This is a genomic window from Oceanobacillus sp. FSL K6-0251, assembly GCF_038004725.1.
Lineage (GTDB): Bacteria > Bacillota > Bacilli > Bacillales > Amphibacillaceae > Oceanobacillus > Oceanobacillus oncorhynchi.
The window spans coordinates 119,406-131,428 of record NZ_JBBORS010000001.1; the positions used below are offsets into that span (position 1 = coordinate 119,406).

At 42.0% G+C, this 12,023-nt stretch carries 10 protein-coding genes and 1 other annotated feature; all 10 genes read left to right on the forward strand.

What is annotated here, in order from left to right; all coding sequences use genetic code 11:
* Positions 1–3: 3 nt before the first annotated feature.
* The 10 genes from clpC to sigH all read left to right on the forward strand — a co-directional run bounded on the left by clpC (position 4) and on the right by sigH (position 12,006).
* Positions 4–2,436, forward strand: coding sequence for an ATP-dependent protease ATP-binding subunit ClpC (gene clpC, locus MKY45_RS00610; RefSeq protein WP_042530725.1), 2,433 nt, complete (start codon positions 4–6; stop codon positions 2,434–2,436).
* A 212-nt stretch (positions 2,437–2,648) separates the two neighbouring features.
* Positions 2,649–4,022 (forward strand): DNA repair protein RadA, encoded by a 1,374-nt coding sequence (radA, locus tag MKY45_RS00615; protein ID WP_193064163.1) that lies wholly within the window; start codon positions 2,649–2,651, stop codon positions 4,020–4,022.
* Between the two features lie 100 nt (positions 4,023–4,122).
* Positions 4,123–5,220, forward strand: a complete 1,098-nt coding sequence (locus tag MKY45_RS00620; protein WP_042530729.1) for a PIN/TRAM domain-containing protein — start codon at positions 4,123–4,125, stop codon at positions 5,218–5,220.
* Positions 5,221–5,413: 193 nt separating this feature from the next.
* On the forward strand, positions 5,414–6,883 hold the full coding sequence (gltX, locus tag MKY45_RS00625) for a glutamate--tRNA ligase (protein WP_042530731.1): 1,470 nt from the start codon (positions 5,414–5,416) through the stop codon (positions 6,881–6,883).
* An 81-nt stretch (positions 6,884–6,964) separates the two neighbouring features.
* Positions 6,965–7,182 (forward strand) — a binding site (T-box leader).
* 134 nt (positions 7,183–7,316) lie between these two features.
* Positions 7,317–7,973, forward strand: a complete 657-nt coding sequence (gene cysE, locus MKY45_RS00630) for a serine O-acetyltransferase (RefSeq protein ID WP_042535862.1) — start codon at positions 7,317–7,319, stop codon at positions 7,971–7,973.
* Complete coding sequence (gene cysS, locus MKY45_RS00635) at positions 7,954–9,360, forward strand: cysteine--tRNA ligase (protein WP_341172379.1); 1,407 nt, start codon at positions 7,954–7,956, stop codon at positions 9,358–9,360. The genes cysE and cysS overlap by 20 nt, the downstream gene beginning before the upstream one ends.
* On the forward strand, positions 9,360–9,764 hold the full coding sequence (locus MKY45_RS00640; protein ID WP_042530735.1) for a Mini-ribonuclease 3: 405 nt from the start codon (positions 9,360–9,362) through the stop codon (positions 9,762–9,764). The genes cysS and MKY45_RS00640 overlap by 1 nt, the downstream gene beginning before the upstream one ends.
* A 1-nt stretch (position 9,765) precedes the next feature.
* The gene (rlmB, locus tag MKY45_RS00645; protein WP_341172380.1) at positions 9,766–10,518 is read left to right on the forward strand and encodes a 23S rRNA (guanosine(2251)-2'-O)-methyltransferase RlmB; all 753 of its coding nucleotides are present in this window, start codon (positions 9,766–9,768) and stop codon (positions 10,516–10,518) included.
* Positions 10,519–11,025: an NYN domain-containing protein gene (locus tag MKY45_RS00650; protein ID WP_042530739.1), complete on the forward strand. Its 507-nt coding sequence runs from the start codon at positions 10,519–10,521 to the stop codon at positions 11,023–11,025. It abuts the gene before it with no gap.
* A 327-nt stretch (positions 11,026–11,352) separates the two neighbouring features.
* Positions 11,353–12,006: an RNA polymerase sporulation sigma factor SigH gene (gene sigH, locus MKY45_RS00655; RefSeq protein ID WP_042530741.1), complete on the forward strand. Its 654-nt coding sequence runs from the start codon at positions 11,353–11,355 to the stop codon at positions 12,004–12,006.
* The last annotated feature ends 17 nt before the right edge of the window (positions 12,007–12,023 follow it).

Consider the following 12,023-nt stretch of genomic DNA (forward strand, 5'->3'; position numbering starts at 1 on the left):
CATATGATGTTTGGTCGCTTTACAGAGAGGGCACAAAAGGTATTGGCATTATCTCAAGATGAGGCCGTACGATTAGGCCATAATAATATTGGAACAGAACATATTCTTCTTGGTTTAGTACGTGAAGGAGAAGGCATAGCTGCCAAGGCATTGCAATCTCTTGGGTTGGAAGTAGCTAAAATTCAAGAAGAAGTGGAAAAGCTCATTGGTGTCGGCAAGCAGCCTTCTCAATCGATTCATTATACGCCCAGAGCAAAAAAGGTTGTTGAATTATCTCAGGACGAAGCAAGAAAACTGGGCCACTCCTATGTGGGAACAGAGCATATTCTTTTAGGTTTAATCCGTGAAGGAGAAGGTGTTGCTGCCCGTGTTTTAAATAATCTTGGTGTGAGCTTAAATAAGGCCCGTCAGCAAGTTCTTCAACTGTTAGGTAGCAATGAGTCTCAGACAGGCCGTCAGGGACGTGCAGGACAGCAAACAAACGCAAGCACCCCTACGTTAGATTCTTTAGCCCGCGATTTAACAGTCAGTGCGAAAGAAGGAAAAATTGATCCTGTTATAGGACGCTCTAAGGAAATTGAACGTGTAATCCAAGTATTGAGCCGCCGCACCAAAAACAACCCTGTGTTGATTGGGGAGCCTGGTGTCGGAAAGACAGCTGTTGCAGAAGGACTGGCACAGCAAATCATTGATAATGAAGTACCGGAAACACTACGTGACAAACGTGTGATGACGTTAGATATGGGTACTGTGGTTGCAGGTACAAAATATCGCGGTGAGTTTGAGGACCGTTTGAAAAAAGTAATGGAAGAAATCCGTCAATCCGGCAATGTTATTTTATTTATCGATGAACTCCATACGCTGATCGGAGCCGGGGGAGCAGAAGGTGCAATCGATGCATCAAACATTCTAAAACCGTCGCTTGCCCGCGGTGAACTGCAATGTATCGGCGCAACGACATTAGATGAATACCGGAAATATATTGAAAAGGATGCTGCGTTAGAGCGTCGTTTCCAGCCAATTCAGGTAGATGAGCCGACCTTGGATGAAACCATTCAAATCTTGAAAGGTTTAAGAGACCGCTACGAAGCGCATCACCGTGTGACTATTACAGATGAAGCGATTGAAGCAGCAGCATCTCTGTCGGATCGATATATCACAGATCGTTTTCTGCCGGATAAGGCAATTGATTTAATCGATGAGGCTGGCTCTAAAGTACGTTTAAATTCTTACACGGTTCCGCCAAATTTAAAAGAATTAGAACAAAAGCTGGAAGAAGTAAGGAAAGAAAAAGACGCTGCTGTCCAAAGTCAGGAATTTGAAAAAGCAGCATCCTTGCGGGACTCTGAACAGCGTTACCGTGAAAAGCTTGAGAAAACAAAGGATGAATGGAAGGAAAAACAAGGACAGACCGATTCGGAAGTAACGATGGAAGATATCGCTGCAGTGGTATCTATCTGGACAGGGGTTCCTGTTGCAAAACTGACGAAAGATGAAAGTGACCGCCTGCTGAACATGGAAGAGATTCTTCATGATCGCGTTATTGGTCAATCGGAAGCAGTGAATGCTGTAGCTAAAGCAATCCGCCGTGCCCGTGCCGGGTTAAAAGATCCTAAACGTCCAATTGGTTCCTTTATATTCCTGGGGCCGACAGGTATCGGAAAAACAGAGCTTGCCCGCGCCCTTGCTGAAGTCATGTTTGCGGACGAGGATGCGATGATCCGAATCGATATGTCAGAGTATATGGAAAGGCATGCGACGTCCCGTTTAGTTGGTTCGCCTCCAGGCTATGTTGGCTATGAAGAGGGCGGTCAATTAACCGAACGTGTTCGCCGTAAACCATATTCTGTTGTGCTGTTGGATGAAGTAGAAAAAGCACATCCAGAAGTCTTTAATATCCTCTTGCAGGTCCTTGAAGATGGCCGGTTAACAGATTCAAAGGGAAGAGTAGTTGATTTCCGCAATACGGTTATTATCATGACCTCTAATGTCGGAGCAAGTGAATTAAGACGTAATAAATATGTCGGCTTTACACTAGACAATGATGAGAAGAGAGAGCATGAAGATATGAAGTCGAAGGTGATGGACGAATTGAAAAAAGCATTCCGTCCTGAATTCCTAAATCGTATTGATGAGACCATTGTGTTCCACTCCCTGGAGAGAAAACACATGAAAGATATTGCATCATTAATGCTTAAACAGCTGCAAAAACGCCTGGAAGAGCAAGAGCTGACCCTTTCCCTTACAGATAAGGCAATTGAAAAAATTGCTAATGAAGGCTTTGATCCAGAATATGGTGCCCGTCCGCTGAGACGCTCTATTCAAAGTAATATCGAGAATTTATTATCAGAAGAGTTGTTAAAGGGAACCATTCAAAAGGAACAAAAGGTGAAAATAGGGTTGAACAGCAAAGGGGAATTTATTGTCCTTTCTTAAACAGGATGTAAGGTACAGAAAGCTAGAAGAACACGGTTCTTCTAGCTTTCTCCATTTCTCAAAAAATGCTTGTGGCATAAGTATGGAAGATTCTTTGTGAATTTGATGCTTTTCTGTAACCTATGAAAACCAGAAATAGTCTATAATAATAAATAAGGGTGGTTCAAGAGAAGACGCTAGGCTTGAATCTCACTTGAAGGGGGTTAGAAACGTTGGCAAAAAGGAAAACAAAATTTGTCTGTCAGGAATGTGGATATGAATCGGCTAAGTGGATGGGGAAATGTCCAGCTTGCCATCAATGGAATACGATGGTTGAAGAAATTGAAGCTGCTTCTGTAAAAGGCAGGACAGGATACACGTCTGGTACAGCCTCCTCACAAAAACCCGAAAAGATTACCTCCATCGAATCAAAGAAGGAACCCCGCATTACGACGAAGATGCGGGAATTTAACCGTGTATTAGGCGGGGGAGTGGTATTAGGGTCACTGGTTTTAATTGGCGGAGATCCGGGTATTGGAAAATCAACACTCCTGTTGCAAATATCTGCACAGCTGGCAGAGAAGGCTTTACCGGTTCTCTACGTATCTGGTGAAGAATCCACAAGGCAAACCAAATTGCGTGCAGATCGTTTAGATATAAAAACGGATGAACTATATGTATTATCAGAAACGAATTTAATGGATATCAGCAGGCAGATAGAAGAAATCAATCCTTCCTTTGTCGTCGTCGATTCCATTCAAACCATTTTTAAAGAAGAGATAACCAGCGCGCCGGGGAGCGTGTCACAGGTCAGAGAATGTACAATGGAGCTTATGAAAATTGCGAAGACCAAAGGCATTCCTGTTTTTATTGTCGGGCACGTGACCAAAGAAGGTTCGATTGCGGGTCCGCGTTTACTGGAGCATATGGTGGATGCGGTATTGTATTTTGAAGGAGAACGTCATCACACCTATCGTATTTTAAGAGGTGTAAAAAATCGCTTTGGAAGTACGAATGAAATGGGGATTTTTGAGATGAAGGAGGAAGGATTACGTGAAGTAATGAATCCGTCTGAAATCTTTTTAGAAGAGAGATCCCAAGGAGCTGCCGGCTCGACCGTTGTAGCATCAATGGAAGGTACACGCCCTGTTTTAGTAGAGATTCAAGCGCTGATTTCTCCAACAAGCTTCGGGAACCCGCGCAGAACAGCCACGGGAGTAGACCATAATCGCGTGCCGCTTTTAATGGCTGTGCTGGAAAAACGCGTTGGACTGATGCTGCAAAACCAGGATGCTTATATCAAAGTAGCGGGCGGGGTCAAGCTGGATGAACCGGCGATTGACTTAGCGCTGGCGGTCAGTATTGCATCGAGTTTCCGCGATCACCCAACCAAACCAGAGGATATTTTTATCGGTGAGGTTGGGTTAACAGGAGAAATTCGCAGAGTATCCCGAATCGAACAACGGGTGCAGGAGGCTGCGAAACTGGGGTTTAAACGGGTAATCTGCCCGAAAAATAATTTAGACGGCTGGAATTATCCGGCTGGTATCGAAGTAATTGGTGTTTCCAATGTACAGGAAGCTTTAGAAATCGGATTACATCAATAGATTTTTTTGAGGATGAAAATTTAGAAGAATTCCGAGCAGATAAGCATATATTATATGTCATTTGGTAATACTACTAATACGAGTCAGGAGGTGAAAGGAATTGATGAAAAAAGTAGTACACTTATTTTTTATTATTTTAGGAGGTACCATGGGATATCTTTATATTCCAGAAATCGTCCAGCTGTTAAATGTTGCAGAATCAAGCTGGCTAACTTCATCTATCTTGGGAATGATTGTTGGAGCTATTATATTTTTTATCTTGTCTTATTTACTAGTAAACTATATTGTAAATTTCTTTCGTTGGGTGGAAGATGCACTGGTCAAATTACCAGCCATGGATTTATTTTTTGGCAGTATCGGGTTAATTGTCGGTCTAGTTATAGCTTACTTTGTTAATATGCCGTTTCAAGATATGAGTATTCGTATTTTCTCACAGGTCTTGCCGCTGTTCATTATGATTATACTTGGTTATTTAGGATTCCAGGTTGGCTTTCGCCGTCGTGAGGAATTTATGAATATACTCAAACCGGCGAAAAAGGACAAGCGCCGCAGCGGCGAGGAAGAGGACACAGATGCGGGTACGCAAAGCTTAAGCCCCAAAATTTTGGATACAAGTGTGATTATTGATGGGCGAATTGCTGATATTTGTCAGACTAACTTTTTAGAAGGAACCATTGTGATTCCGCAGTTTGTTCTTGGTGAATTACAGCATATTGCAGATTCATCGGACGCGCTGAAGCGAAACCGCGGCAGACGCGGTTTAGATATTTTGAACAGAATTCAGAAAGAGCTCGCTGTAAAAGTAGAAATTTATGAAGGCGATTTTGAGGATATTCCAGAAGTAGACAGCAAATTGATCAAATTGGCAAAAGTCATTGATGGCATTGTAGTTACGAACGATTTCAATTTAAATAAAGTATGTGACTTCCAGGGAGTGCCTGTTTTAAATATTAATGACCTGGCCAATGCAGTGAAGCCGGTCGTTCTTCCAGGGGAAGAACTGCATGTGCAGGTTATCAAAGATGGGAAAGAGCATAATCAAGGTGTTGCCTATTTAGATGACGGGACGATGATTGTAGTGGAAGAAGGCAGAGATTATATCGGCAAAAATATTGAGGTTGTTATTACGAGTGTTTTACAAACCTCTGCGGGACGGATGATCTTTGCAAAACCAAAATTACTTGAAAAAGCGTTGTAAAAAGGGTATAACTGATAAAGGATAAAAAAAGTGATAACATATATATGTTATCACTTTTCGTATAGAGCTTGTTTAGGAAGATAAGGGGAGGAATTCCTTTTATAAAAGATGTTTCAAAAGATTTCTATCAGATCTTTTGAACAGGTACAAGGCAGGTAGCGATGATATATAAACAATGAAGGAGGCATTTTAAATGAGTAAGGAAGTTCGCGTACGTTATGCACCTAGTCCAACGGGTCATTTACACATTGGTAACGCTCGTACAGCTTTATTTAATTATTTATATGCAAAACATTTTGATGGAAAATTCATTATCCGCACAGAAGACACAGATGATAAAAGAAACGTAGAGGGCGGCGAAGAGAGTCAATTAAAATATTTAAAATGGCTCGGCTTAGAATGGGATGAAGGTGCCGATATCGGCGGTAATTATGGTCCTTATCGCCAGACAGAGCGCTTAGATATCTATCAGAAGTTTGTAGATGAACTGCTTGAGCGTGATTTAGCTTATAAATGCTATATGACAGAGGACGAGTTAGAGGCAGAACGGGAAGCACAGCGTGCAAATGGACAAGTCCCTAAATACGCCGGGAAACATAGCAACTTAACAGAGGAAGAAATTCAGGGCTTTGAAGCAGAAGGCAGAACGCCAAGTATCCGTATTCGTGTTCCTGAAAATAAAACATACACGTTCCAAGACATTGTCCGCGGTGAAATCACGTTTGAGTCCAGTGATTTTGGCGACTGGGTCATTGTAAAGAAAAACGGAATTCCTACCTATAATTTCGCTGTGGCTATCGATGATCATTTGATGGAAATCACCGATGTATTGCGCGGGGAAGAGCATATTTCCAATACACCAAAGCAAATGATGATATATGATGCGTTTGGATGGACAGCACCGCGTTACGGGCATATGACGTTAATTCTGAATGAAGAGCGTAAAAAGCTGAGTAAACGTGATGAGCACATTCTGCAGTTTATTGAGCAATATCGTAATTTAGGCTATTTGCCGGAAGCGATGTTTAACTTCATCAGCTTGCTTGGATGGTCTCCAGTTGGCGAAGAAGAGATGTTTACACAGGATGAACTGATTACTATATTTGATCCAGAGCGTTTATCTACCTCTGCCGCTATTTTTGACCAGCATAAATTGAAATGGATGAACAATGAATATATTAAAAAAGCAGATTTAAGCCGTGTCATCGATCTAGCGTTACCGCATTTAATCAACGCGGGCAAGCTTCCAGAGAATATGGATGAGAAGACGCGTGTATGGGCGGAAAATGTAATTAGTCTATATCGTGAACAATTGCGCTACGGGGCAGAAATCGTTGAATTGACAGAGCTGTTCTTCCAGGAGGATATTACCTATGGTGAAGCAGAACGGGAAGTTTTAGGAGAAGAGCAGGTGCCTGAAGTATTGCAAGTGTTCACAGATAAATTAATTCATTTAGAGTCGTTTGATAAAGATTCGATTAAAGCGCAGTTTAAAGCAACCCAAAAAGAAACAGGACATCGCGGTAAAAAACTCTTTATGCCGATACGGGTTGCAACAACAGGACAAATGCACGGTCCAGAGCTTCCGTTTGCTATCGAATTGCTGGGGAAAGATGTTATCGTGAAGCGTCTTGATAAATTATTAAAGGAAATGGGAGCTTAATAGTTCACATTTCTTGTGTAATATAATATATTATCTTTATAAGTTTCGCCTATGTTATGATAGCTATGAAAATCAAATAAATTTAAATCGTTGAAGAGGTAAAGTAAAAATGAATTTCTTACACAGAGAGAGTCACAGTTGCTGCGAGTGACTTTAAGATTTCTTTTTGAAGTGCGCCTCAGAGTCTATTGTGGAACATAAAGTACATGGTAGCGGTTCTCTGCCGTTAACAGAGCAAAGGGGAGAAAGATATTTTTTTCTCTAAACAGAGTGGAACCGCGCTAAAAAGCGTCTCTGTGTTTTCAATAACACAGAGACGCTTTTTTTATATCTAATCAAAGAAAAGATGAATTCATTTTTACTTCATTAGGCAGTAATCGATTTTGCTAACTAATTTAAACAGAAGGGGCTGTATATAGTGGTCTTTCGGAAAATGAAGGAGGATATGGATGTTGTTTTTGAACAGGATCCAGCCGCCCGCACGTATTTTGAAGTTATGTTAACTTACTCTGGTGTACATGCGATTTGGGCGCATCGTATCGCACATTGGCTGTATAACAAAAATCTGAAATTCTTGGCTCGTTTTATTTCGCAATTCTCTCGTTTTATAACTGGTATTGAAATTCATCCTGGAGCCAAAATAGGAAGAAGATTGTTTATTGACCATGGCATGGGCGTGGTTATCGGGGAAACCTGTGAAATAGGTGATAACGTCACTATTTTCCAAGGAGTAACACTCGGCGGAACGGGAAAAGAACAAGGGAAACGGCATCCTACCATTGAAGACAATGCGATGGTTTCAACAGGGGCGAAGGTGCTTGGAGCCATTACGATTGGAGAAAACTCGAAAATCGGGGGCGGCTCAGTGGTATTAAAGAATGTTCCTGCTAACGCTACAGTCGTCGGTGTTCCTGGGCAGGTTGTTGTTCAAGATGGAATACGCCTGAACAGAGACCTGGATCATCAAAATATTCCAGATCCAGTTGCAGAAAAATGCAAAAGCCTGCAAGAGCAAATCGAGGAACTGAAAGCAGAAATGGAGCATTTAAAGAAAGGGAGAATGAACAACCATGACGATTCAAATATATAATACGCTAACGAGACAGAAGGAAGATTTCAAACCCATTGAGCCTGAGAAAGTGTCTATGTACGTATGCGGTCCGACGGTATATAACTATATCCATATCGGAAATGCACGTCCGGCAATTGTATTCGACACGGTTCGCAGGTATTTTGAATATCGGGGATATGAGGTCAACTATGTCCTCAACTTTACTGATGTAGACGATAAAATTATTAAAGCAGCCAAGGAAGCAGAAGAGGAAGTCGGTGCATTGGCTGACCGGTTTATCGATGCGTATTTAGAAGACGTGGGCGCATTAGGCGTCAAAAAAGCAACGAAAAATCCGCGTGTCATGGATTCGATGCAGGAAATTATAGCGTTTATCAAAGAATTGATAGACAAGGGCTATGCTTATGAAGCAGAAGGAGATGTTTATTTCAAACCGCGTTCCTTTAAAGGGTATGGAAGGCTTTCTCATCAGTCTATTGACGAATTACGTTCTGGTGCACGAATCCAAGTAGGGGAGAAAAAAGAGGATCCGCTGGATTTTGCTTTATGGAAAGAAGCAAAAGAGGGAGAAATTGCGTGGGAAGCGCCATGGGGCAAAGGACGTCCAGGCTGGCATATTGAATGCTCAGCAATGGCTAAGAAACATTTAGGAGATACCATTGATATCCATGCCGGGGGACAGGACTTAACTTTTCCGCATCATGAGAATGAGATTGCACAATCGGAAGCGCATAATGATACCACCTTTGCGAACTACTGGATGCATAACGGCTATATTAATATCGATAATGAAAAAATGTCGAAGTCACTTGGTAATTTTGTGCTGGCACGTGATTTAATAAATATGCATGACCCGAAAGTGCTGCGTTTCTTTATGCTTTCTGTTCACTATCGCAATCCGATTAACTTTACAGAAGAGCTATTACAAAGCGCAAAAACAAGTTTGGAACGCATTGAAACAGCTTATCATAATTTAGGGCATCGACGCCAAACAAGCATGGATTTAAGAGGAGATAACAAGGAATGGATAGACCGTATTGAAGAGCGTACAAAACGGTTTGAAGCAGAGATGGACGATGACTTTAATACAGCTAATGCAATTTCTATTCTGTTTGATTTATCTAAAGAGGCGAATGTCTATGTCCAAGAGGAGCAAACGGCTAAAGAAGTCATTGATGCTTTCCGTGAAGCCCTTGCTTCGATGCTTGGAGTATTGGGAATTGACATTGAAAATGAACAGGAAGAATTACTGGATGAAACGATTGAAGCATTGATTGCAGAGCGGAATGAAGCCCGGAAAAATCGTGATTTTGCCCGTGCGGATGAAATACGCGATCAATTGAAACAGGAACAGATTATCTTAGAGGATACGCCACAAGGAGTAAGATGGAAAAGAGGTAAATAATGAAAGCCAGTGATGTCAGGCAAATGAAAAGTCTCGCTTTAGCCTATATCGGCGATGCGATTTATGAGGTGTATGTGCGCGAACAATTATTAGAGCGGGGAACCATTAAACCGAATCAACTACATCAGGCAGCGATTCGTTATGTATCCGGTAAGTCACAGGCAAAGGTTATCCTCCATTGGCTGGAACAGGATGCCTTTTTAACAGAAGAAGAGAGCAGAGTGGTCATCCGGGGGAGAAATGCAAAATCAGGCAGTATTCCTAAAAATATTAATGTACAGACGTATCGTTATAGTACAGCGTTTGAAGCGTTGATTGGCTATCACTATTTATTAAAAAATGAACAGAGACTGCAGGAATTGATGACGCAAGCAATGGATTTTCTAGAAGAAGGGAGTGCTTAAAATGACGCAGGAAAAGGAATGGATTATGGGCAAGAATCCCGTAATCGAAGCATTGAAATCTGGCCGTTCTGTTAATAAGGTTTGGATATCCGAACAATTGCAGGGAGCGGCTGCGCATAAAATACAGCAGCTTGCCCGTGAAGCAGGAGCAGTGGTTCAGAAGGCTCCGAGGTCGAAGCTGGATAAGATGCAGGAGGGGAATCATCAGGGAGTGATTGCTTCCGTTGCTTCTTATCCCTATGCCTCGCTGGAAGACCTTTTTGCCAAAGCGGAGGAAAGAGAGGAGGCTCCTTTCTTTATTTTGCTGGATGAATTAGAGGACCCGCATAATCTGGGATCTATTTTACGTACGGCGGATGCAACAGGGGCACATGGAGTAATTATCCCGAAGCATCGTTCCGTGGGTTTAACCGCAACGGTAGCGAAAACAGCAGCGGGAGCGTTAGAGCATATTCCTGTTGCCAGAGTGACCAATATAGCGAATACCATTGATGAACTTAAGGAAAGAAATGTATGGATTATTGGCACGGAAGCGGAAGCAGATGAAGATTACCGGCAGCTGGATGGAATGCTGCCTCTCGGATTAGTTATTGGAAATGAAGGAAAAGGAATGAGCCGCCTCGTGCGAAAGAAATGTGACTGGACGGTGAGCCTGCCGATGGTTGGACAAGTATCCTCCCTAAATGCCTCTGTTGCATGCAGTTTACTTCTTTATGAAGTGCTCAGAAAGCGTCTGCCGCTGGGGAGTGCTTAAATGGTTGTATTAATTGTAGATGGCTATAATATCATCGGTGCGTGGCCGGAGCTTGAGCAGCTGAAGGAAAAAGATATTGGACAGGCAAGAGACCGGCTTATTGAACTCCTTGCAGAGTATCAGGCATTTACCGGAGACCGCGTGATTGTCGTCTTTGATGCTTACTATGTTCGTGGAATTGAATCGAAAGAAGAAAAACATAAAGTGGAAGTAATCTACACAAAGGAAAAAGAAACTGCAGATGAATGTATCGAAAAGCTCGTGAAGACCGTAAAAAATATCCAAACGCAGGTGTATGTTGCCACGTCCGATTATGCAGAGCAGCGTACTATTTTCGGACAGGGTGCGCTGCGTAAGTCTGCAAGAGAGCTGCAGATTGAGATGGATGATATGAACCAGGAAATCCGTATAAATCTTGAGGTGCATCAAAAAGAAAAGCCTGCTGTTAAAATTCCGATAAACCAAGAGTTACGAAAACGGTTTGAAGAGATGCGCCGCGGGAAATAGAATAATACATGGAAAGTATAATAGACTGGAATGCCTCTCAGCCAGTTCATGAGAAGTGTTCCTGTCCATGTCGCTCCGAACAAACATGGCTTTGACGAAAAATATTTTTAGATAGGAAATAAAAATACAGCTTGAGAGCATGGCAGGTAAGCAGTTCACGTTTTTTTAGACACTCATTCATTAGGTGAAAAGTCTTAGTGATTTTCACGAAAACGACAAATTACGACTGCTTCTGTCATAAAAGGGTCGTTGACGATATTTCGGCTCGTCTAGTATAATAGTGCCTATCGTGGATATATTTGGAGATATCGATTTAGGAGGGGATTGTTGGTGAATGGTGGGCAAATCAATACACGCAGCAAGAAACTGGACAAGCTAGAAGATATTAATTTGCTGGAATTAATCGATCAAGGTGACAGTTATGCATTGGACCTCCTGATACATCGGTATTTAAATTTTGTACGGTTAAAAGCAAGAACCTACTTTTTGGTCGGCGCAGACAAAGAAGATATTATTCAAGAGGGAATGATTGGATTATATAAGGCTATCCGTGACTTTGATCTGGAGCAGCCAACTTCTTTTAAAGCATTTGCAGAATTATGCGTGACCAGACAAATTATTACGGCGATTAAAACAGCAACGAGGCAAAAACATCTCCCCTTAAATTCGTATGTCTCTTTAGATAAGCCAATCTATGAGGAAGAATCTGACCGGACATTGATGGATGTCATCTCCAGTCCAGAGGACAGCGACCCGGAGGAAACGCTTATTAATCGGGAAGCGTACGGAGCAATGGAATTTAAATTATCAGAATTGTTGAGCGGATTGGAAAAACAGGTGCTGCAGCTATATTTGGACGGCTGTACCTATCAAGAAATTGCTGAACAATTAAATCGCCATGTAAAATCAATTGATAACGCTTTAGTACGGGTGAAACGAAAATTAGAAATCCTGCTTGAAGAGAATGGGGTTACCATTTAAAACGCTGTTATCTGCCT

Bases quoted from the DNA above. Each gene is read 5' to 3' on its own strand.
- cysS (WP_341172379.1), top strand. From the start codon at position 7,954: ATGACGATTCAAATATATAATACGCTAACGAGACAGAAGGAAGATTTC.
- rlmB (WP_341172380.1), top strand. From the start codon at position 9,766: ATGACGCAGGAAAAGGAATGGATTATGGGCAAGAATCCCGTAATCGAA.
- MKY45_RS00650 (WP_042530739.1), top strand. From the start codon at position 10,519: ATGGTTGTATTAATTGTAGATGGCTATAATATCATCGGTGCGTGGCCG.
- clpC (WP_042530725.1), top strand. From the start codon at position 4: ATGATGTTTGGTCGCTTTACAGAGAGGGCACAAAAGGTATTGGCATTA.
- gltX (WP_042530731.1), top strand. From the start codon at position 5,414: ATGAGTAAGGAAGTTCGCGTACGTTATGCACCTAGTCCAACGGGTCAT.
- MKY45_RS00640 (WP_042530735.1), top strand. From the start codon at position 9,360: ATGAAAGCCAGTGATGTCAGGCAAATGAAAAGTCTCGCTTTAGCCTAT.
- cysE (WP_042535862.1), top strand. From the start codon at position 7,317: ATGAAGGAGGATATGGATGTTGTTTTTGAACAGGATCCAGCCGCCCGC.